This is a genomic window from Algoriphagus ratkowskyi, assembly GCF_002150505.1.
Classification (GTDB): Bacteria; Bacteroidota; Bacteroidia; order Cytophagales; family Cyclobacteriaceae; genus Algoriphagus; species Algoriphagus ratkowskyi.
Map to the genome: position 1 here is coordinate 36,244 of NZ_MSSV01000027.1, position 22,860 is coordinate 59,103.

The window sequence follows — 22,860 nt, forward strand, 5'->3', positions numbered from 1 at the left end:
GCAGAATCACTGAAATAGGTAGGTCTCCTGGCTTACCTTGATTTGCCGCCTTCTCAACCCGAATTTGTTTCGGATCAATGGCATTATTGACAAATCATTTACGGAAAAAATCCGCTTGGTTTACAGTTGCGGGGACAGCCTTGGTTTTACACCAAATTCCCTTTTAATCCCAAGAGCTCAGAAGTGAGATTGGGAACCTATTTCGGCTGCAAAAGTAGAGCAGGAAAGCTTACAAAAAAAATCTGTTTGCCGACAAATTTTGGAAGTGGCGAAATCCCGAGCTTATTTTGGATTTTATTACCTCAAAGAAATTCCGTGAAGAACCTTCGATTTAGTCTGTTTATTGCACCAGTATTTTTCATCTTAAGCTGTTCTTTTTCAGGATGTGGCGAAAAGAAAGGTGAGGATATTCAAGCACTTGAAAAAATACCACTAAGCTATGCTTCTGGTTTTTCGATTTCTCGTGGAAATGATTTTTATGAAGTAGAGGTGACTCAAGCTTGGACTGGAGCTGATAAAGTTTTCAGGTATTTAGTTTTGGACGAAAATGCGGCGAAGCCTGAAGGGAAATACGATGCAATTATCCAGCTTCCAGTAGACAAAGTTATTTTGACTTCCACTACACATATTCCACATTTAGACATGCTGGATGCTACAGAAAAACTCATAGGTTTTCCTAGTTTAGATTTGATTTCATCTGAGAAAACTTGGGCTCAAATTGATGCTGGTAAGGTGGAAGACTTGGGTGCCGGACCTTCAGCAAATACTGAAATGGTCATAGATTTGGAGCCAGATTTGATCATGATTTCTACGATGGGCGATAATTTAAAGTACTTGGACTTGCTGGCACAAGCCAAAATTCCGGCAGTAATTAATGGGGAATATGTAGAGCAGCACCCACTTGGCAGAGCTGAGTGGATCAAGTTTACTGGTGTGCTTTTAGGTAGCTATGAAGAAGCTAAAATTGCTTTTGAACAAGTAGAAAAAGACTATTTGAATGCAGAAAAACTAAGTGAAACTATTATTGATTCCCTTCGCCCAACGGTGCTAAGTGGCGTACTTTATCAGGACATTTGGTATGCGCCAGGTAGTGAGAGTTGGGGGGCTAAAATACTCCAGAATGCTGGAGGAATGTATATTTTCTCAGATCAGAAAGGAACTGGAAGTGTACAATTGAATTATGAATTTGTACTTGAGAATGCACTGGAAGCTGATTTTTGGATTGGTTCAGCTGATTTTCCAGATTTAGAAACTATGGGGAATGCAGAGCCTCGCTATAAAGCATTTGTGGCATTCAAATCTGGAAATGTTTTTTCTTATACACAGAAAAGAGGGAGAACAGGAGGGCTAGAATATTTTGAGTTGGGCTATATGCGACCAGACTTGATTCTAAAAGATATGATCAAAATCCTTCATCCCGACTTACTTCCAACCTACGAGTTGTATTTTTATCAGCAACTCCATGAAAGAAACTAGGTCTATTCTTCTCCTTTCCGTAGCACTAATTTTACTGGTTCTGAGCTTTCTTCTCAATATCAGCTTGGGGTCAGTGTCTATAACTTCTGGTGAGATCTTGAATGGGATTTTTACAGGTGAATGGGCAAAAGCATCTCGGGAGCAGATCATTTTAAATTATAGACTTCCAAAGGCGCTGGTTGCGATTTTAGCTGGAATAGGCTTAAGTATCAGTGGTCTTCAAATGCAGACTTTTTTCAGAAATCCGCTTGCTGGGCCATTTGTGCTGGGGATTAGTTCTGGCGCAGGACTTGGGGTAGCGATCCTGATGTTGGCAGGTTCTGCATTTGGTTTGGTCGCTTTTGGCGGAGCCATTAATCCTTGGGCTATAGCAATTGCTGGGACAGTAGGAGCAAGTTTGGTCTTGATTACGGTAAGTTTGGTAGCGTGGAAAGTGCGGGATAGCATGACCCTTCTGATCGTCGGATTGATGTTTGGTTCGGCTGTTTCGGCTGTGATTTCTGTGTTGTCATATTTTTCCGGCGCCGAAGATTTGAAGTTATTTACGATCTGGTCCATGGGGAGTTTGGGAGGCTTGGTTTGGGATCAGGTTTGGGTGCTGATTTTGGTGATTATTTTAGGAGTTATTCCGGTAATCGCCTCGGTTAAATCCTACAATGGAATGCTTCTGGGAGAAAGCTATGCGAAAAGTATGGGAATAAATCCTGATCGTTTGCGCTGGTTGATGATACTCAGTACGGGTTTACTGGCAGGTTGCATTACAGCTTTTTGTGGACCGATTGCATTTATAGGAATAGCTGTGCCGCATGTTGCACGCATGATTTGGAGAACTTCTGACCATCGGGTATTATTTCCAGCTACGGCTATTTTGGGTGCGATTTTGTTGCTGCTTTGTGATGTAGTGGCTCAGATGCCAGGTTCCGCTCAGACGCTTCCAATCAACGCGGTGACTTCTCTGGTTGGGGCGCCAATCGTGATTAGCCTAGTGTTAAGAAAGAACTTTAGTAAAGAATTCTAAACGATGGAAAAAGCAGCTGTTATCGGTAAGAATTTGACTGTGGGATATAGTAAGCAGAAGGAGAAAAAAGAAATTCTTCATGACTTGAACTTTGCACTTTTTTCGGGGGAGATGACCTGTCTTCTCGGGCCAAATGGCGTTGGAAAATCTACACTCGTCAAAGCAATTTTGGGACAACTCAAACCTTGGTCTGGATCGATATTTTTGAACTCTAAAGAAATTGGCTCTTACGCTAATGAGGAATTGGCAAAAGAACTTTCTGTCGTATTAACAGAGCCGTTTTTACCGGGAAATATGACCGTTGGACAGTTGGTGGCGATGGGGAGGATTCCTCATACTGGTTGGACTGGAAAGCTGAATGTTGAAGATGTTAAAGCAGTTGAAAATGCTTTGGAAGCCACTAAGATTACCTATCTGAAAGACGAGCGTCTTGGAGAAATCTCAGATGGTCAGCGACAAAAGGCGATGATCGCTCGTGCCTTGGCGCAGGACGGAAAGGTGATGGTGCTGGATGAACCCACAGCTCATTTAGACTTGGTCAATCGCTTTGAAATTATGCGTTTACTGCATGAGATTTCGAGAAAGCAACTTAAGGCTATCTTGGTCGTGACGCATGATTTGGAAATTGCCTTGGAAACTGCAGATAAATTCTGGTTGTTAAACTGTGGTTCACCGCTGATTTCAGGTTTGCCAGAGGATTTGGTGATCTCTGGTCAGATCAATCAGTTGTTGCCAGGCAAGCAATTTCATTTTAATGTAGAGCGAGGCAGAATTGAGTCAATTGTTCCGGAAGTGAAATTCGATATTACTGGTCCGAATGAGCTAGCTCAATGGCTGAGAAAGGCTTTGCAGAAAGCAGGGATTCAAGCGCTAGATTCATCGATTCAAGTTGTTGGAGATCCATTTTCGATTGAATATCTCGGGCAATTTTATAAGAGTGTTGGGGAGTTTGTGGAGAGTTTGAAAAGTAAAGATTGTTAACCTTCGATATTTTTAACCCCGAAGATTTTGGGCTGATAATTATACCTTCGAGGTTAAAAAAAACTTGTAAGGTAACATACCATTAAAAATCAAATATTGCCTTAACCTTCATTCTCAGCCCCGGAATTTGAACTTGGCTGAGATTTCCAAGTTTTTCTATAAGATAAATCCTCATTAGTTGATTGGGAAAAAGTGAGATTGCTAAATTTTAAACTACAGTGTTTGGCTTAATAATTAGAGATATAGTTTTCTTTTTACTGATATTTCTAAAATCCTACCGTAAAAATTCCTCTACCTTTCCCTATATTTTGAGTTGAAATTAGACCCCTTCTTACTTTTGAAATTGTATGTTATTTGAATTGATTCGGCTGGAATTCATAAAGAGTTTCCGGTCCACGGCATTTGCCAAAAGTGTGATGGTGGCAATTTTTCTGGGATTTTTGGCAATTATGTTTTTAAGCTACCTGCTGATGGCTGGCTTATTTCTAAATAGAATTTTGGAAGTATTGGCAGAGGGAGAAAACACTATTGAAGTCCTAAATTCTGGACTGATTTTCTTCTTCTTAGTGGATTTTATGTATCGATATTTTCTTCAAAAACTCCCAGTTATCGAGCTGGAAAGCCTTTTACATCTCCCTATTTCTAAACATAAAATCATGCATATGCTACTGGGCAGATCATTTTTCTCCCCACTAAGTATAATTGCATTAATACTATTTACACCTTTTGCATTTACAGTTATTGGCCAAGAGTATGGTATTCAAGGTGCGATTTCTTGGCTAGGTACTGTGGTATTTATCAGTTGGACTTTGCATTGGTTTATGCTCTGGTTCAAGCAGCGATTTGAGGATGGCTTGATTGGAGTAGGGATCGTGTTTGCTATACTTTTGCTAGGTGGTGGATCTACCTATATGGGATGGTTTAATTTGGGTGAAATCGTTGCTCCATTTTTCAGGTTTGCAATGAGTAGCTCTATTCCTTTGCTGGCTACTCTTGTCCTGTGTGGGGCTGGATACTACATGGCATTTTCCTATTACTTGAATAACGCCTATTTGGAAGACTTGTCCGATGAGGAGGAGGTTCGCTTCGTCAATCAAAGTGTGGGGTTTTTCTCGAGATTCGGAATGGCGGGGGAGTTGGCTAACCTGGAATGGAAGCTGATTATTCGTCACAAAAAAAGTAGAACCTTCTTGATGTTAAGCGCCTTCTTTTTGCTATATGGGACGATTTTTTATGATAATCCAGCCTATCAGGATGGTCCTATGCAGCATATGTTCATTTTCGTTGGCATCTTTATTACAGGCATTTTCACTATACAGTATGGTCAGCTTTTTCTAAGCTGGAATTCAAGTTATTTTGATTTTTTCCTTACTAGAAAAGATGGGATAAAGAATTTGGTAAAAGGTAAATACTTGTTGCTGCTATCAATCTCGGTATTGTGCTTTTTGCTTTCTATACCTTATGTATATTATGGGTGGAAATTCTTATTAATACACTTCGCGACATTTCTTTTCAATGCTGGCATAATGATCCACGTGATCACTTATTTAGCGATTTGGAAACCAAAGCCCATGGATCTTAACAAGGGAGCAATGTTCAATTACGAAGGAGTAGGTGCGGCTCAGTTTCTTATGATTATTCCCATGATGGTTGCTCCTTATCTCATTTACTTACCTTTCGCGTTGTTTTTCAATATGTACGCTGGCTTGGCTGCGCTAGGCACTGCAGGAGTTATAGGAATTTTGTTTTTTAATAAATTAGCAACTATAAATATTAATCGGGTTCTGAAAAACCGATTTGAAATTTCATCTTCATTCCGTCAAGAGTTATGATCAAAATTACCGAACTAAAAAAACAATATAAGGAAGCTGTTGTACTCGATGTGCCGCTTTTGGAAATCCCGAAATCTGAATGTTTTGGATTGGTAGGAAATAATGGTGCAGGTAAAACAACTTTGTTCAGGATTATGCTTGACCTCGTTCGTGCTACTTATGGTGTAGTGGAGATTGAAGGGAATGATGTGAGCAAGACTGAAGATTGGAAGCGTAGGACTGGAGCTTATTTGGACGAGCATATGCTATTATCCTATCTGACGGCAGATGAATATTTCCAAACCCTGCGAAAAATCTACGGCCTCTCAGAAGCTGATTTACACTTGCATTTGGCCAAGTTTACCGAGTTTTTCAATGATGAGATTACCGGTAAAAAAAAGTATATCCGAGATCTATCCAAGGGTAATTTGAAGAAAGTGGGTATTGCAGCGGCCTTGATGGGAAATCCTGAGGTTGTATTTCTAGATGAGCCTTTTGAAAATCTGGATCCAAGCTCTCAAATTCGATTGAAGAAATTGATTCTTCATGAAAAGGAAACTTCTCAGGTTACATTCCTGATTTCCAGTCATGATCTAAATCATGTGACGGAGATTTGTGATCGAATCTTATTATTGGAAAAAGGTAAGATTCTCAATGACCTTCGTGATAGATCAGCAATGCTAGCTGAGCTTGACGCTTATTTCACAGGATAAGAAGCTGAATTTATAGGTTCATTTTTAGCTCGTCAAAGAAACGCATACTAAGAAAAGTCACTTTTTCTGGACAGGTCTTGCATGCATGTCCATTTTTTCTAAAAATCTGGACATGTTATTTACTGAAATTGGTGATATAGACATTTTTGGGAATGGATGGTTGATTTGTACAAAGGATGAGTCAAAACGATTTAATGAAATTGTTATTTGATTGTTTAATCAACCGCGTTCTCTGCGTAATCCTCTGCGTCCATTGCGGTTAAAATTTTTTTACAAAAAAAAGTCCCTCCGAACATTCAGAGGGACTTTCGAAATCACTATCCATTCGTAAAATGTATAGCTGTTCAACCTTTAAACATTCATTTTTACTTCCATCCGCCACCAAGGGCTTGATAAATATTAACCTTGGCATTCATCTGTTTCATCTTGGTCTCGACCAAGTCGAACCTAGATTCCAGTGCATCTCTTTGCGTCAATAGCACTTCCATGTAATCTGCTCTTGCCGATTTGAAGAGCTCATTTGAAATATCTACTGACTGAGTAAGTGCCTCAACTTCCTGAGATTTCAAGTCGTAGCTTTGTTCTAAATTTTCGATGTTTGAAAGTTGATTAGCAACCTCCACGTAAGCATTTAGGATGGTTTGCTCATAGTTATAAATAGCCTGAATCTGCTTTGCGTTTGCCATTTGATACCTCGCTTTTATCGCATTTCTATTGATCAAAGGAGCTACTAATTCACCTGCCAGTGAATAGATCAGCGACTCTGGAGACGTGAATATGTAGCGAGGATTGAAGGCATTGAAACCGAGGCCAGCTTTAATCTCAAGACTAGGGTAGAAATCAGCTTTGGCTACTTGAATATCAATTTTTGATGCCGCTAGTTCCAACTCTGCTTGTCTGATATCAGGCCGATTTGCTAAGAGTTGAGATGGAATACCTGCATGAACCTTTTCCGAAATAAGGTCAGCAAACGCATTGGAATCTCTCTCAATTTTCTGGGGGAATCTGCCTACCAGGAAGTTGATTCTATTTTCAACTTCTACGATTTCCTGCTGAATACCAAATTGCAAACCCTTGGTATTGAGTACCTGTGCCTGAAATCTACGTACAGCCAACTCAGTAACTCGAGCTGCTTCTTTTTGGTATTTTACTACCTCAAACGCATTGTTTTGAATCTCTATATTCTGCTGAACGATGGTAAGTTGATTGTCCAAGGCTAGCAACTCATAATAAGAATTAGCGATCTCGGAAATCAAATTGGTAACCATAAAGTTTTTGCCTTCTACACTGGCCAAATACCTGGTCATTGCAGACTTTTTAGCATTACGCAGTTTGTGCCAAATATCAACTTCCCATGTAGCGTAAGCACCCAACATATAATCTTGCAATGGTTCAGGCATTTCCATGCCAGGCTTGATGTCTGTATTAGCATCATTGGCACCTTGGCTGGTATATCTACCTACTTTGTCAACACCTGCTGCAGCTCCTAAACCTAAGGAAGGTAATATTTCACCCTTGCGAATTCTTATTTCGCTTTGAGCGATCTGGATTTCCTGCAATGTGATGTTCAACTCCTGATTGTTGCTCAGGGCTGTATCAATCAATGCTATCAGATTTGCATCAGTAAAATACTCCTGCCATTTGACCTCTGTGACTATATTGCTGGTGTCCTGAGGGCTATTTGCATAGCTCTCAGGTGTTGTATTATTTACGTCTTTCTGAATTAGCTCTGGAGTTTTACAGCCTGACACCGCTAGTGTCATAAAAGCTACTCCTAAGCCTGTATATATGATTCTCTTAAGCATGAGCTTTTATTTTTGGTTCGGATAGTGGTGACTCATCTTCATTCTTAACTAAGTGACGGCCATCAGCCAGACTACCGAATATGTAGTACAATCCAGGGACAATAATTACCCCGAAAATAGTCCCGAAGAGCATACCTCCAAGTGCAGATGCTCCAATAGTATGGTTACCAATTGCTCCAGCACCTGAAGCCATAATTAAAGGAATCAAACCTGCGATAAAGGCAAATGAAGTCATAAGGATAGGGCGGAAACGTACTCTTGATCCTTCTATAGCTGCTTCAAATATGCTTAACCCTTCTAGGCGTTTTTGGACAGCAAACTCTACAATCAACACTGCATTTTTACCTAATAGACCTACTAACATAATGAGACCAATCTGGGCATAGATATCATTGTCTAGTCCCATCAGTTTTAACAAGAAAAACGATCCGAATACACCTGCCGGAAGTGAGAACACTACCGCGAGTGGAATGATAAAACTCTCATATTGTGCCGCTAGGACGAAATACACGAATACCAACACGATCAGAAAGACAAATAGAGCTTCATTTCCTCTGTTTGACTCATCATAGGATAGGCCTTCCCATGCGATGTCATATCCTTTAGGTAAGGTCTGCGCAGATACTTCTCTGATTGCTTGAATCGCATCAGCCGTAGTGTATCCATCTCCCGGAAGTCCACGGATAGAAGCTGAATTGTACATGTTGAATCGGGTAACCTCATTTGGACCTTGAGTTTTCTTCATAGTCATGAAGGCTGAATAAGGAACCATTTCGCCTGATTCATTTTTAACAAACAGTTTTAAGACATCAGAAGGAAGCCGTCTAAACGCAGGATCTGATTGGACGTAAACCTTGAAAAATCTACCAAATCGGATAAATCCTTGTTCGTAAGTACTACCGATAAGAATGTTCAGGTTTTCCATTGCATCTCCGATTGAAACTCCCTTTTGCATCGCTTTTTCGTTATCGATTTCCAATTCGTACTGAGGATAATTGGCAGCAAAGAAGGTGAACAGGCCGGCAAGCTCTTTTCTCTTGCTTAGATCGTCCATAAATTTCTGATTGATCTTATCAAATTCCTGGTAATCAGTGGTTGTCGTCTTGTCAAGGAGACGCATAGAGAAACCTCCTGATGAACCAAAACCTGGAATTGCTGGTGGCTCGAAGAATTCGACTACAGCACCCAATCCTTTGGATTCTTCTTCCAGTTCTTCCATGATTTCTTTCACGGTGTGCTTTCGATCTCCCCACGGCTTTAAATTGATCAGGCAAGTGCCGGCATTGGAACCACGACCTTCGGTCATGATTTCATATCCTGCCAAAGAGGATACCGATTCCACACCGTCAATTTCTTCACATATTTTCATGAGCCTCTGAGAGACTTGATTAGTTCGTTCAAGTGTTGATCCCGGAGGTGTTTGGATGATGGCGTAGATAGTACCCTGATCTTCACTTGGGATAAATCCTGCAGGAAGAATTTGGTTTTCGAAAACGATACCCGCTCCAAAAAGTAACAGGATTGCCCAAGTGAGCCATTTTCTACTGACCATAGATCTCAGTAAGCTCACATATTTTCCTGTTAGCTTGTCAAAACCATTATTGAAACCATCAAGTGCTCTGGTTAGGAGATTTTTCTTTTTCACTTTGCCATGATTATTTTTCAATAGCATCGCACAGAGAACTGGAGTCAAGGTCAAAGCAATGATCGCTGAAATCACGATAGAACTGGCCATTGTAATAGAGAATTGTCTGTAGAATGTACCTACTGGGCCACTCATAAATGAGATCGGTAAGAATACCGAAACCATTACAGCGGTGATAGCGATGATAGCTCCGGAAATTTCTCCTAATACTCTTTTTACAGCTTGATATGGTGTCAAATGTGGCATTTGTTCCATCTTGGCGTGTACCGCTTCCACTACCACGATCGCGTCATCCACCACAATACCAATAGCAAGCACCAAGGCAAAAAGAGTGATAATGTTGATGGAAAGCCCAAATAATTGGAGGACGAAAAATGCCCCTATCAGTGATACAGGAACGGCAATGATTGGGATCAATGTCGAGCGCCAATCACCAAGGAAGATAAATACCACCAAGGCCACTAAGATAAATGCATCTCGAAGCGTGTGGATTACCTGTTCGGTGGAAGCATCTAAGAATCGGGATACGTCATAGCTGATTTTGTAATCTATTCCCGGAGGAAAGGATTGTTTCATGATCTCAAGCTCCGCTTTTACTTCTTCAATTACATCACTCGCGTTACTGCCATAGTTTTGTTTCAGTACTATGGCTGCCGAAGGTTTTCCGTCCAAATTGGAATAGATATCAAAAAATTCACTACCCAATTCAGTTCTGGCAATATCTTTAAGCTTTATTAATTCTCCTTCCGGGTTTGCTCGGATGATGATATTGTCATACTCTTCAGGCTTGCTGAATCTTCCTTTGTATGTCAGAACATATTCCAGTGATTGAGCTTCAATTCCTGAGCTTTGTCCGATTCTTCCTGGTCGTCCTACAATACTTTGCTCCTTCATAGCTTCCATCACCTCATCCACTGAGACATTGTATGCGCGCATACGATCCGGGTTTAACCAAACACGCATAGCATAGGTACGGCTACCTAATATTTGAGTTCTACCAACTCCTTTGATTCGGTTGATCTCAGGGATCATGTTGACGTTTGCGTAGTTGTAGAGGAATTTCTCATCTATACTCTCACTGGTAGAATATAGGTTGACATACATCAACATACTTGGCTGGATAGGTGTGATAATCACGCCTTCTCTTTGCACGAGCTCAGGGAGGAGAGGCATCACTTGATCGACTCTGGTTTTCACTCGTATTACCGCCTCATTGGGATCCGTACCAGGCTCGAAGATGATGTTAATTGTGGCTTCGCCTGCACTGGTAGCATCAGTTGCGATGTATCGCATATCCTGCACACCGTTGATAGCATTTTCTAAGGTTATCAACGTAGACTTCACAAGTACATCCGCACTTGATCCAGGATAGGCTATGAAAATACTTACCGTGGTAGGCGCAATTGGAGGGAACTGAGATATAGGTAACTGATTGATAGACAGTAATCCTACAAATACAATAACGATTGAAATGACAATCGCTAGGACTGGTCGTTTTATGAATGTGCTAAACATTGTTGCTGCTGGTTTTAATGAGAGATGAACTACTCTGCATATAAGGATAACTGAGACAATGCTGTGTGAGGCTGCACGAAATCGAAGTGTATTTCTTCGTTTTCTCTTACCAGACGGAGACCTTCAAGAAGTATTTTATCTGTTTTCTCTAGACCTGCTGAAATAATATAGATATGTGGGATTTCTGCTGCGATAGTGATTTCTCTAGAACGAATTTTATTTTCCGAATCAATCACATAGACATACTTTTTGTCAAGTACTTCGAAGGTTGTTTTTTGAGGAATCAAAAGGGCATCAATAAGGGGAATGCGCATTTCAATATTGCCGGTTTCTCCATGTCTTAAAAGGCCATCAGGATTTGGGAAGGTGGCTCTGAAGGCTATGTTTCCTGTCTCATTGTTGAAATCAGCTTCTATAGTTTCTACTATGCCTTGATAAGCGAAGTACTTATTGTTTGCCATCAAAAGATGCACAATTACATTCTCTTGGCTCTTTACCTCTGCTTTGTATTCTAAATATTCAGCTTCTGGGACGTTATAATAAACCCACATTTTGCTATTGTCTGAAAACTCAGATAATAATTCACCTTCATCCAGCAAGCTTCCTTCTCTCACACGAAATCGACCAATTATCCCATCAAATGGAGCTCTGATCTCAGTGAATGCCAAATGGACTTCTGCTAACGCAAGTTCAGCTTGAGCCTTAGAAAGCTTTGCCTTCGCCATTGCCAACTCATTAGGCGCCACTATATTTCTATCTGCGAGTGTTTTTGTGTTTTGGTATTCTATCTCTGCAAAATCTACTTCTGCTTTTGCACTTTGCTGCTCAGCTTGATATAGGTTGGGCATAATTTTGAATAAAAGCTGGCCTTTTTTGACGAGTTGACCTTCATCTACATAGATTTTCTGTAGGTAGCCTCTTTCCTGAGCGCGCAGCTCTATGTGTTGGATGGAATGTATTTGGGAGACATAATCTTTCGTGATTAATGTATCCATAATAAGAGGGCTGGTAACCAGAAATGTGGTTTCTGCCTCTTTATACTCTTCTCCGTGTGTGGTACAGCTTGCAATCCAAAGTGTGCCGCACAGGCTGATGAGCATGAAAATTCGATTTTTCATAAGTTGATTTTTTCTAAACGAAACTGTTTTCCAGATGATTTTGGGATGGGGTATAAGAAATACGCCGAAGCTCCATTAGCATTTTGCTAATGTGTTAAGAGCAGGAATTAAATTGAAGGAGTATTGGCAAAAGTGAGATTTGCCTCAAAAAAAGGTATTACAGCCTAAAAACTTGAAATAATACGTGTAAACGAAGTGTTGGTGTATTGGGAGTAAACTTGCTAAAAGGCAAGTCTTCGGATAGATCATTTGATAGAAATACGAAAACTTGAGTGAATTGCAGCGCACTGAAGTACTGAAAGTCTAAAACATTGCTACTTACAAAATCATCGTCTTCCTCTTCAACTTTGGAATTATTGACAATGAAAATATCATTTCCATGATCATTTGCAGCAGAAAAAGTTAGTGGGTGCTGGCTAGAATTATTGACCCCTATGCTATTCGCAAAGAGACTTCCATATTCATCTTTAGCATTTTCATTGGCCTGATTGGCGTATACAGCACTATATCCACTCGATATGAGGATACTTAGCGATACTAGAAACCTGACTAAATAATTTGCCATTAGAGTACAAACGTAAGTAAGGAATTTCTGATATTCAAATGCTTTTGAGTAAATATTCTCAATGATAAGGCTGTTTTGTTGAAAATATTTCATTTCATGCTTCTAGTAACTAGAAATGAGGATTTTGGTTTAGTAGAGAAAGATGGAACTCTTGGAATATATATCATATTGAAAAGTAGCTTTCCTTGAAAAAATTCAGTGAAATGACGAGTTCCATTCTTTGGTCTATCTTTTAATAAAATGAGAATAACCTTTAATAGAGCAGGTGAGAGGGTTTTGTCTCTATGATTTCCGGTACATATTTTCTGTTTTAGAAAAAGTTTTCTGCAAGGAGATTTTTGAAGGGGGTTTCAGATCATTTTCTTCAAAGAGTTTTGAAATGTTGATTCAAATTGTGTTTTTAGATTTTTCAAAAAATAGTCTTGTGTTAAGAAAATATATAGGAATTACCGCGCTGTCAGGACTGCTGCTGATTGGGTGTGGCTCACTTTTAGGAAGTTGTAAAAGTTCTCCCAAATCAGATTTACACCAGCAGGAAAATAGAGAAAGCCCTCCTAATATTATTCTGATTATGGCAGATGATCAAGGTTGGGGAGATACAGGTTACAATGGTCACCCAAATCTTCTTACTCCCAATCTGGATAAGATGGCAGCTAGCGGAGCAATTTTTGAACGTTTTTATGCCGCAGCACCAGTTTGTTCCCCTACCCGTGGAAGTGTAATGACAGGAAGGCACCCTCTTCGATATGGGATTTGTACTGCCAACTGCGGGCATATCAAGCAAGAAGAAATAACCTTGGCTGAATTGGTTAAAGAAAAAGGCTATGCTACAGGACATTTTGGAAAATGGCACTTAGGAACTTTGACTCGTGATACCTTGGACGCGAACCGAGGAGGTCGAGCAAAATTTGACGGTGATTATGCGCCACCTTGGGACAATGGCTTCGATGTGAGTTTTGTGACGGAGTCAAAAGTTCCTACTTGGAATCCGATGATAACTCCTCCTAAATCAGCGGAAGATGTGGGTGATAAATTGGTAGAAGGAGAGTCGTTTCAGACTTTTTATTGGACAGGCCCAGGCGAGATAGTAACTGACAATCTGGAGGGCGATGATTCCCGTGTCATTATGGATCGGGCGATTCCTTTTATTGAAAATTCAGTCAATCAAAAAAAGCCATTTTTAACGATCATCTGGTTTCACACCCCACATTTGCCCGTGTTATCTGGCGAAGAATATAAGAAGCCATATGCTAACCTGTCTGAGGATCAGCAAAATTATTATGGTGTAATGTCCGCTTTGGATCTGCAGGTAGGTAGGTTGAGAGATAAGCTGGAAGAACTGGGAGTAGCAGAAAATACAATTTTGTTTTATACAAGTGACAATGGCCCAGAGGGCAAATCTGTAACTGGTCGTACTCAGGGCCTGACCAAAGGTCTGAAAGGAAGAAAGAGAAGTTTGTACGAAGGAGGGATTCGAGTGCCGGGTATCGTAGAGTGGAAGGGCAAGATAGCTCCGGGTACAAAAATTACTGCTCCGAGTTATACCTCTGATTATTTCCCAACGATAGCTAACTTATTGGGAGTGGATATTCAGCCATATAACCGGCCTTATGACGGAGTTGATCTATTCCCTTTTATATATGGGAATCAGACCCAAAGAGAGCAGCCTTTGGCTTTTAATTTTGAGTCACAATCGGCTTTGATTGAGGAAGATTATAAGATTTATAGAAAAGGACCCAACTCGGAATTTGAGTTGTATCATATCAAAAATGACCCGGGAGAAACTATTGATTTAGCCAAGAAGGATCCTAGAAAGCTCGAGGAAATGGTTAAGTACTGGGAAGATTGGAATGCTTCAGTAAAGCGAAGTGAGGCTGGGGAGGATTATTGAGTTATAGAAATGACGTCAAGTCTAATCGTGCTTAAAATGTGAAATTATAATGAAAGCTCCGGTATATGTGATACCGGAGCTTTTCCTTTTGGTTTATATACACCTAAATCTTGTATGGTGATCAATTTGACGAATGCAAGCCTGAGCTTAATAGTCCAACTCAATAGGATATACCTGATTTTTTTTACTGAACGACAAGAAATCTGTTAATGAATAGTCTGGACAAGCTCCTTGCTGAGCGGTAATAAATGCCCCTAATGAAACTGCATTACTCATTATTTCCTGGGCAGTAGAGTTCTTTTCTAATCGCTTTGAAATAAATCCAGCCAAGAAGCTATCACCACTGCCTACAGTATCTTTTACCGTAATAGGAATAGTTGGGTAATTGTGAATAGCATCTTTACAAACGTAAAGAGCGCCTTTGCTGCCTTTAGACACGATCACTTCCATGATCCCAAATGTGTCTTGGATAAAACGAATACTATCTACTTCATCTTGGTAGGATTTGCCCAAAAAATCTAAGATCAAGCGCAGTTCTGCCTTGTTGAATTTGGCCAACTGCGTTTTGTGAAGAAGCTGTTTGATTTGAGTTACATCAACATGTGGAGGCCTTAGATTAATGTCAAAAATATTATAAGTGCTTGCCTCCACAAGCTCAAATAGCGTGTTTCGGGAGACTTTGTTTCTTGCAGCCAAAGAACCAAAAACCAGAGCATCCATCATGGATATATTTTGATTGTCGCTTGGTAGGAAATCAATATAGTCCCAAGCTACACCTTCTACTATTTCATATTGAGCTTCGTTGTTTTCATCCAAAGTAGCCAACACTTCACTAGTTGGGTACTGAGTCGAGACTTGGATCCCAGCGGTAGAGATATTCCAGTTTTTGATTTTCTCTAACAGTTCAGCGCCTAAGCTATCGTCTCCAACGCTACTGATCATATAGGCTTCAACTCCCATTTTGGAAAGGTGATAAGCAACATTGAAAGGTGCGCCGCCAGCTCTTTTATTTCCATCCATGAACCTGTCCCACAGGACTTCACCGAAGCATGCTACTTTAATTTTCTTGTTGATCATTTTACTTAAGGTCATTATTGGGCGGGAGTGCAGAATAATTCTAGGACGACGCCAGTAGCTTCTACTTTCTACTGGCATGTCCTGTTAGGTATTGAGAGAGGAAAAGGGAAATTAAATATCAACCATGTCTTTTTCTCTAATGCGAGAACCAAATAAAGCATAGAAAAGCATAAGCAATTCACAAACGACTGTGATAGTCCATGTCCATCTCCAGGAGCCAAAAACATCGGCAAGACCACCCTGAAGTAGGGTAAACACAGCTCCACCGAAAACAGCGGAGATAAAGACACCTGATGCTTTGGAAGTGTATTTTTTTAAGCCCTTGATAGAAAGAGAATAAATGCAACTCCACATGGTAGAGTGTAGTAAGCCTATTGCAACTAAAAACCAAAGGTTTTGAGTAATCATCGCAATGATGGCCAGCACTGCGGATAGTGATGTAGTTACAGTTAGCTGCGTTCTTGCTGATATGTTTGTGAAAAAGCTAGAGATGCCTCTTCCAATAAAGAAGCCGCCCCAGTATAATGTAGAAAGCAAGGCGTGAATACCGAGGTCCATTCCGCCAATTATGATATCTGTTTTGCCGAAAAATGACATTGGATTGCCCGTGTCAGCTAGTTCGAAGGCATGCAAATTAATATTCGCTCCGATGGCCACTTCTGTTCCTACATAAAAGAAAATAGCCACGACTCCCAGCGCAAAATGTCTAAACGACCAGAGTTTTCGCGTGAGTTTTTCACCATCAGCTGCTCTCGTGTTTGCAATATCTGGTAAGTGAAGATTCTTTGTGATCAACGTAACTACTAATACACTCAGGATCAGTAATCCTATGGGTAAAAGCAACTGGCTTATTTGGACGTCTAGAATAGAAACACCACTAAACATGACAAGCGTGACAAAGAATGGCGCTGTCGTAGTACCAATGGAGTTAATGGCAGTGGTAATGTTCAATCGCTGCACGGGTAATGTTCCGCCCAATTCGTAAGAAGCAACGTATGGATTGACCACCACTTGGATGATCGCTGCTGAAGTTCCCATCAGAAAAGACCCGATGATGAATATGATAAAACCGTAGGGTATAAAGACATCTGAAAAATCAATTCCTAAGTCAGGGAATCGATCTCCTACCATGGAGGATATGAAATACATAGATAGTCCGGAAATCATAAATAGAAGTCCTCGAATTATGGTGGCTTTGTACCCATGTTTGTTGACCCATTTGCTGGCTACAGTGCCATTGACCAGATATCCTAGAAAGAAGAAAAAGGAAATCATCGTGGTTAATGTGTTCTTTAAACTTCCCGCATCAGAGAGAAATGTAAATTTCAGCGGAGCCTGTAGTTGCTCGTTCACCGTAGTAAGAAAGCCTACTATGAAATAAATGAATGTTACAATTACAAAAGGGAGAAGACGATTTTGGGTTTTTGTTGTCATAATGTTTTGAAGGGAGAGTTAATACTAAGGCTTGGAAAGAATAGCTTTTAGAGCAATTCGAGTCCCATCGTTTTGAATGCTATCCACATACTTCTGGTAGGATGTGGTGAACTCATTATGATCGATAAGTGGTACACTTTTGAAAGCCGATAGGCCTAAGAAACTAAGTGGGTCTTTACTTGCTATCAACTCCTTGTCTGCAGCAGTTAGCCATGGCTCTGCATAATCAAACTCAATCTTTTTATCATCTTTTTGATATTTTAGGTAATGTCTGTAGTTGGCAAATAAAAATGCCACCCGAGACAGATCTTGCTGATTGGATATCATTTTGGCCAAGTTAGGCATGATATATACTGGGAATTTGGAAATTCCGTCATAGCACAAGCGGCTCAACTGATCGCTTACGGCTTTATTGGCAAATCGCTCTACCAGTGTTTGCTTGTATTCTTCGAGATCAATCCCTTCTGGTGCTGGGACATTTGGTGTGATATCTATATCCATGAATTCACGGACAAAACTCACAATATCCTCGTCTGCCATGGCTTCATCTACTTTTCTATAGCCAATTAGAAAGGACGGGTAGGAGAGTAAGGTATGAGAAGCATTTAATAAGCTAAGCTTCATATTCTCATATGCCGTTACATCATCCGTAAACTGTACTCCGACGGTTTCCCAGTCTGGTCTTCCTGCAATAAAATCATCTTCAATCACCCATTGGATGAAGTCTTCGCAGTAAACGGGCGCTTCATCATGGAACGCACTGGATTTGTTCAGTCGCTCTACATCTTCAGGAGTGGTAGCAGGCGTGATTCTATCCACCATACTGTTAGGGAAAGTCACATTGACTTCTACCCAGGTACTAAGCTCCTTGTCTTGCGCTGCAATAAACGCCATAAAAGCAGCTTTTGCAGTGTTTCCGTTGTGTTGAAGGTTGTCGCAGGAAAGGATGGAGATTCCTCCAGCTCCGTTGGCTCTTCGTCGGCGAAGTCCTTCGGCTATGAATCCAAAGACCGTTTTTGGAGTAGATGGATTTTCTAAATCATAAACAATCTGAGGATTGTCGAGGATAAATTCATTGGTAGTTTTATCCAAGTTATATCCACCTTCCGTGATAGTCAGGGAAATGATTTTGGTAGAAGCGTCAGCGATTTTATTTAGAACGAGTTCTGGATGCTTAAACGCCAGGATCAATTCTTTAATAGAATTGATCGTATGAGTTTCATTTACTCCGTTTCTACCACAAACAGTAAGTGTGTATTGTAGTTGCTGTGCGTGAAGTTTTTCAAAAAGAACTTCGTCAGAAGGTAACATGCCTACTCCACAGATGGCCCAATTTGGGGAGCCCCCATTTTCTAGAAGTAACTGTGTGTAAAATGCCTGATGAGCTCTGTGAAAGTTGCCAACACCTATATGTAAAATACTGGTGGAGGAGTCATTTTGGGTTTGCTTATTGTTCTTTGATTCCATTTTTACAGTTGATTAACTATTTCAAACATAAGGTTTTACCATTATGCTTGGCACTTTTTTTCTGTAAAAAATATTATGGGAACGCTCCCAATTTTATGGGAGCGTTCCCAGCGCAAGAATTTTTACTATTTTTGAGTTACACCAGTGCAATTTTATGAAAAGGATAACAGTGAAAGATTTAGCAAAGCACCTATTGCTCTCCACTTCTACGGTGTCGAGAGCTTTGCTAAATGATAAAAACATTCATTGGGAAACGAAAAAGAAAGTGCTAGCCGCAGCAAAAGAACTTGGGTACAAGCGCAATTCTGCAGCGGCCAGTTTAAAATACGGCCAGTCCAAAAATATAGGTTTTGTGGTGCCGGAAATGGTCACTCCGTTTTCATCAAAAGTTTTACGTGGCGTACAGGAGGTTCTCTATCCTTTGGGCTATAGAGTGATAGTCACTGTGTGCGATGAAGATCCGCAACGAGAGCGAGAAAATCTGCTGCTTCTTGAAGAGTTTAACGTGGATGGAATTATAATTAACCTCTGTGATGAAAGTAAAAATCATGACATCTACCAGCAATTGATAGATCAAGGTATTCCCTTGGTGTTTTTTGATCGAACGCCTAATGAAAGTCTGAACGTATCTAAGGTGCTAATAGATAATTTTTTCTATGCTTCGGATATGATGGAACATTTGGTAGATCAGGGGAGAAAAAAAATAGTACATATCATGGGACCGCCTTCACTTAGAAACTCTCAAGATAGAGCCAAAGGATATGAAGAGGTTATGGATAAGCATGGTATTTATGATCCAGCCCTGATTATAGAAGTTGAAGGCTTAGGTTTTGAGGATGGTAAAAAGGCGATAAAGACGTTGATGGATCAAAAAATTGACTTTGATGGGATTTTTGCATTCACAGATACCTTAGCTATTGGGGCTATGAATTACCTGCTGGAGAATGGTGTAAAAATCCCTAATGAAGTTTCTATGGGAAGTTTTTCTGGAACTGAGCTGGCTACTATGGTCTACCCACAATTAAGTAGTGTGGAACCTCCTTTGGAGCAAATGGGAGAGGAAGCAGCTCGATTGATACTAGAAAAAATTAAAAATTCTGATATAGATTGTAGGGATATTTTTTTAAAAGCTGAGCTAAAAATACGTTCCTCATCCAGCCTTTAATTCCTAAATAGCCATTACAAATTCACGTAAAAAAAACACCTGTAAATCATCGATCTACAGGTGTTTTAAATTGGTTGTTGTGGAGCTGGCGATACAGAAGTCGAACCATTTTGAGGAGGATTTAAAGCTTTTAGCTAGGTTGTTTAAATCTCTTTAGGACATAATTTAACGCTGGTGTAGTAAGAAGTTCTTTTGTGAAATAAGTTTGAGGGATTTACGTCGATATAATTATAAGGTAGAATCCAAGGTGAATTTTTTGATTTAGTATCTAGAGATAGACTTCAAACTTACCATATTACAAACACCTAATTCTAAGAAGTACGGTATCCATCCGAGGAACCCCAGATTGATATAGGGATCCTGAATATATAATGTTGCAGGATGAAAAAGACATCCAACGAAGCGTATTATTCCCTGTATTGTAAATGGCAGGAATCAGGTAAGAGCAAGACAGCCTTTGCTGCATCCGTGGGCATCCCGAAAGCAACCTTCTATTATTGGTATAAGAAGTTTGACACCGATTCGGTCACTACAGCTTCCCCTTCCCCGTTTTCGATTATTCCGATGGATCATATCACGGCAATTCCTGTCGCCAGGATCAGCTATCCCTCCGGAATCAGTGTGGAACTGTTTGGGGTTGTGGACGTGGTAACTGTCCGTGAGCTGGTGGGCTGATGCTGGCCCTGTCCAGCTCTGTGAGGTACTTCATGTACCATGAGCCAACTGACATGCGTTTTGGGATCAACTCGCTTGCCGGGCTTGTCCGCAATAAACTTGGTTTTGACCCGATGAACGGAGACGTATTTGTTTTTATCGGCAAGCGATCCAACCAGATCCGCTTTCTGCAGTGGGGCCGGGACGGTTTTGCCATGTACATCAAAAAGCTTGAACAGGGGACTTTTGAACGTCCTGCACTGTCGGGAAACGCTGTCACAAGCAGTCAGCTCAGCCTGCTGTTACAGGGGGTAAGGCTGGTTTCGGTGAGCTACAGAAAGCGCTATGACCCCTTAAAAAGAGGCTGAAAATAGTCTGTTTATTTTAGGTAAAAAGTGTCTTTAAATACTTATTAAGGCACTTTTTTACCTATATTTAGGTCATGGAAAACAAGGAGACGGACTACAAGAAACTGTATGAAGAGACCTTGTTGGTGCTGTCCGAAAAAGAAGGGCTTCTTGCTGAAAAAGACCATGTGATCGCCAATCTGGGTTTTGAGCTGGATAAACTCCGCAGGTATATTTTCGGGTTTAAAAGCGAGAAACGCAACGGCAATACAGGGGACAACCAGATGGGTCTTTTTGAACTCGGTGTGACCCAGTCAGTACAGGAAGAGCTGTCCTGCTCGGTGGACCAGCAGAAGCCAGCCCCGAAGAAACGGGCCAAAGGAACCGGCCGTATGAGCCTGCCCGAAGAGCTGACCCGGAAAGAGATTTTCATTGAGCCGTCTGAATCCACCGAAGGCTGCACAAAGATCGGCGAGGAAGTAACCGAGGTATTGGAAATCGAGCCGGCTTTTTTCTATGTAAAACGGTATGTACGCCCAAAGTATGCTAGACCAAACGGCGAAGGTATCCTGATAGGTATGCTTCCTGACCGGGTCATCGAAAAGGGTATCCCTTCCGAATCGGTCATCGCCCAGCTCACTGTTGACAAATACGTTTACGGGATGCCGCTGCACCGGCAGATTGACAAATACAGTAAAATGGGGGTCCGTATTCCCGCTTCCAGCGCATCGGACTGGCTGATGGGAGGATGGGAACAACTCAGGCCACTCTGGGAGCTGCTCCGCCTGATGGTCCACTCACAAAAATACCTGCAGGCAGATGAAAGTCCGATAAAGGTGCTGGACAGGGATCATAAAACGGCATCCACCAGGGATAGATGTGGCTATACCATGCTCCTGTGGACAGGCTTGTCCTGTTTGACTACCGAAAAGGCCGGGACAGTTCCGGTCCCGGGGAAATGCTTGCCGGAATTAAGGGGATTCTCCAGACCGATGGCTATAAAGTATATGAATCACTTTACGGGAACCATCCGGATATCCTGCTGACTTACTGTATGGCCCATGCAAGACGCTACTTCGTCAATGATGAGAAGCAGGCCAACTATGTCCTGGATGAAATGCAGTTGCTGTATGCCCTGGAACAGCGGATGAGAGAACAGGAACTGGGTTGGGAGAAACGGACAGAGGAAAGAAAGAAAGACGCACGTCCAGTTCTGGAACGACTGGAGAAATGGCTCAAGGAGAACCAATACCGATACAGACCCCAAAGTCCAATGGGAAAAGCTATTGATTACACACTACCCAGATGGGCGGGACTGAGTGCGTACGAGCTCCATGGCCAGATGGAGATGACAATAATCTGATAGAAAATGCGGTACGCCCCCTTGCGGTGGGGAGAAAGGCATTTTTGTTCGCAGGATCACATCAGGCAGCTGAGATGGCAGCAGGAATGTACTCCTTTATGGCCAGCTGCAAAAAGAACAGGATCAATGAATTTGAATGGCTTAGGAATGTGTTTGAAAGAATCCAGAGCCATAAGCAAAAAGACCTATACCAACTTCTGCCCTCAAACTGGCAGCAGCACAGGCCCAAACCGATTCTCTGAAATTCCTAACCCGAAACATATGGGTTCCTCGGATGGATACGAAGTACGGCTTTATATGCTTGCCAATAGAAGGCATATTGATATTCTCAAAGAGGATTAGAGGCCTTTCTGAGTTGCTAAAACCTGGTTAAGTTAGTGATGTGGCGAAGTGATTTGATTTAGGATCATAACCAGTCTGCCATTTCTTAAGATCTTAAAGGGTTATTTCCTGATATTTCTCTCCTGAGCATTCTTTAAATTTTACAATTCTTTTTCAGCTTGAGGTAGATTGCGGGGGGGGGGGGAGGGGATAAATGTATTCCGTTTTCGGCTAATAATTTTAGGACATCCAATTCATAAATTTTCCCCATCGCAGCAAGTTGTGCAACAGATGGCTGGGATTTGTTACTCTCTATATTAGAAAGTGTCTTTTGTGATATGCCCAAAAGCTCGGATACTTCATGTTGGCTTAATCGTTTAGATTCTCTGCCTTTCTTTAAATGATGGCCTATTTCCATTGGTCAAAAGAATTTATAGGTTAGTAAAAAGTTACTTAATATTAGTAAAAGCGGTATAGTCTTTTAAATATTTAAT

At 41.0% G+C, this 22,860-nt stretch carries 19 protein-coding genes, 1 pseudogene and 1 riboswitch; of the genes and pseudogenes, 12 read left to right on the forward strand and 8 right to left on the reverse strand.

Annotated elements, in window-relative coordinates; translation table 11 throughout:
* A riboswitch (cobalamin riboswitch) is annotated at positions 1–216 on the reverse strand.
* 99 nt (positions 217–315) lie between these two features.
* The 5 genes from BVH02_RS19605 to BVH02_RS19625 all read left to right on the forward strand — a co-directional run bounded on the left by BVH02_RS19605 (position 316) and on the right by BVH02_RS19625 (position 5,999).
* Entirely contained in the window at positions 316–1,476 is a 1,161-nt protein-coding gene (locus BVH02_RS19605) for an ABC transporter substrate-binding protein (protein WP_223271923.1), read from the forward strand.
* On the forward strand, positions 1,463–2,494 hold the full coding sequence (locus BVH02_RS19610) for an iron ABC transporter permease (protein ID WP_086503169.1): 1,032 nt from the start codon (positions 1,463–1,465) through the stop codon (positions 2,492–2,494). The genes BVH02_RS19605 and BVH02_RS19610 overlap by 14 nt, the downstream gene beginning before the upstream one ends.
* 3 nt (positions 2,495–2,497) lie before the next feature.
* Positions 2,498–3,475 carry an ABC transporter ATP-binding protein gene (locus BVH02_RS19615; RefSeq protein WP_086503170.1) on the forward strand — a complete coding sequence of 326 codons (978 nt, stop codon included), beginning with the start codon at positions 2,498–2,500 and terminating at the stop codon, positions 3,473–3,475.
* Between the two features lie 347 nt (positions 3,476–3,822).
* On the forward strand, positions 3,823–5,307 hold the full coding sequence (locus BVH02_RS19620) for a DUF5687 family protein (RefSeq protein ID WP_086503171.1): 1,485 nt from the start codon (positions 3,823–3,825) through the stop codon (positions 5,305–5,307).
* A complete protein-coding gene (locus BVH02_RS19625; RefSeq protein WP_086503172.1) occupies positions 5,304–5,999 on the forward strand; it encodes an ABC transporter ATP-binding protein in 696 nt (231 codons plus the stop codon). Before BVH02_RS19620 ends, BVH02_RS19625 begins: the two co-directional genes overlap by 4 nt.
* Before the next feature lie 365 nt (positions 6,000–6,364).
* Here the strand turns inward: BVH02_RS19625 and BVH02_RS19630 are convergent, their stop codons facing one another.
* From BVH02_RS19630 to BVH02_RS19645, 4 genes are all read right to left on the reverse strand, one after another.
* Positions 6,365–7,804 carry a TolC family protein gene (locus BVH02_RS19630; protein WP_086503173.1) on the reverse strand — a complete coding sequence of 480 codons (1,440 nt, stop codon included), beginning with the start codon at positions 7,802–7,804 and terminating at the stop codon, positions 6,365–6,367.
* Positions 7,797–10,964, reverse strand: a complete 3,168-nt coding sequence (locus tag BVH02_RS19635; protein WP_086503174.1) for an efflux RND transporter permease subunit — start codon at positions 10,962–10,964, stop codon at positions 7,797–7,799. Before BVH02_RS19635 ends, BVH02_RS19630 begins: the two co-directional genes overlap by 8 nt.
* A 29-nt stretch (positions 10,965–10,993) precedes the next feature.
* Entirely contained in the window at positions 10,994–12,064 is a 1,071-nt protein-coding gene (locus BVH02_RS19640) for an efflux RND transporter periplasmic adaptor subunit (protein WP_223271924.1), read from the reverse strand.
* Positions 12,065–12,239: 175 nt separating this feature from the next.
* Complete coding sequence (locus BVH02_RS19645) at positions 12,240–12,740, reverse strand: hypothetical protein (RefSeq protein ID WP_086503176.1); 501 nt, start codon at positions 12,738–12,740, stop codon at positions 12,240–12,242.
* A 331-nt stretch (positions 12,741–13,071) separates the two neighbouring features.
* Here BVH02_RS19645 and BVH02_RS19650 point away from each other — a divergent pair, with 331 nt between their 5' ends.
* The gene (locus tag BVH02_RS19650; RefSeq protein ID WP_223271925.1) at positions 13,072–14,538 is read left to right on the forward strand and encodes a sulfatase family protein; all 1,467 of its coding nucleotides are present in this window, start codon (positions 13,072–13,074) and stop codon (positions 14,536–14,538) included.
* Positions 14,539–14,685: 147 nt separating this feature from the next.
* On the opposite strand, the gene BVH02_RS19655 is transcribed toward BVH02_RS19650, so the two are convergent.
* The 3 genes from BVH02_RS19655 to BVH02_RS19665 all read right to left on the reverse strand — a co-directional run bounded on the left by BVH02_RS19655 (position 14,686) and on the right by BVH02_RS19665 (position 18,516).
* Positions 14,686–15,630, reverse strand: a complete 945-nt coding sequence (locus tag BVH02_RS19655) for a carbohydrate kinase family protein (RefSeq protein WP_205635762.1) — start codon at positions 15,628–15,630, stop codon at positions 14,686–14,688.
* Positions 15,631–15,726: 96 nt separating this feature from the next.
* A complete protein-coding gene (locus BVH02_RS19660; RefSeq protein ID WP_086503178.1) occupies positions 15,727–17,049 on the reverse strand; it encodes an MFS transporter in 1,323 nt (440 codons plus the stop codon).
* A 24-nt stretch (positions 17,050–17,073) separates the two neighbouring features.
* Positions 17,074–18,516 carry a mannitol dehydrogenase family protein gene (locus tag BVH02_RS19665; RefSeq protein ID WP_086503179.1) on the reverse strand — a complete coding sequence of 481 codons (1,443 nt, stop codon included), beginning with the start codon at positions 18,514–18,516 and terminating at the stop codon, positions 17,074–17,076.
* A 154-nt stretch (positions 18,517–18,670) separates the two neighbouring features.
* Here BVH02_RS19665 and BVH02_RS19670 point away from each other — a divergent pair, with 154 nt between their 5' ends.
* The 6 genes and pseudogenes from BVH02_RS19670 (at position 18,671) to BVH02_RS21830 (ending at position 22,287) form a co-directional block, all read left to right on the forward strand.
* Complete coding sequence (locus tag BVH02_RS19670) at positions 18,671–19,681, forward strand: LacI family DNA-binding transcriptional regulator (protein WP_086503180.1); 1,011 nt, start codon at positions 18,671–18,673, stop codon at positions 19,679–19,681.
* A gap of 381 nt (positions 19,682–20,062) precedes the next feature.
* Positions 20,063–20,356 (forward strand): IS66 family insertion sequence element accessory protein TnpA, encoded by a 294-nt coding sequence (tnpA, locus tag BVH02_RS19675; protein WP_086503181.1) that lies wholly within the window; start codon positions 20,063–20,065, stop codon positions 20,354–20,356.
* 32 nt (positions 20,357–20,388) lie between these two features.
* Complete coding sequence (tnpB, locus tag BVH02_RS19680; protein WP_223271926.1) at positions 20,389–20,703, forward strand: IS66 family insertion sequence element accessory protein TnpB; 315 nt, start codon at positions 20,389–20,391, stop codon at positions 20,701–20,703.
* Between the two features lie 74 nt (positions 20,704–20,777).
* Positions 20,778–21,728 (forward strand): IS66 family transposase, encoded by a 951-nt coding sequence (locus BVH02_RS21590; RefSeq protein ID WP_262481347.1) that lies wholly within the window; start codon positions 20,778–20,780, stop codon positions 21,726–21,728.
* Positions 21,620–22,059: pseudogene (locus BVH02_RS21915) on the forward strand (IS66 family transposase); the annotation flags it as partial. The gene BVH02_RS21590 and the pseudogene BVH02_RS21915, both read left to right, overlap by 109 nt.
* An 84-nt stretch (positions 22,060–22,143) precedes the next feature.
* A complete protein-coding gene (locus tag BVH02_RS21830) occupies positions 22,144–22,287 on the forward strand; it encodes a transposase domain-containing protein (protein WP_223271927.1) in 144 nt (47 codons plus the stop codon).
* Between the two features lie 233 nt (positions 22,288–22,520).
* Here BVH02_RS21830 and BVH02_RS19700 read toward each other — a convergent pair whose 3' ends face one another.
* Positions 22,521–22,784, reverse strand: coding sequence for a helix-turn-helix domain-containing protein (locus tag BVH02_RS19700; RefSeq protein ID WP_086503185.1), 264 nt, complete (start codon positions 22,782–22,784; stop codon positions 22,521–22,523).
* Positions 22,785–22,860 lie beyond the last annotated feature (76 nt).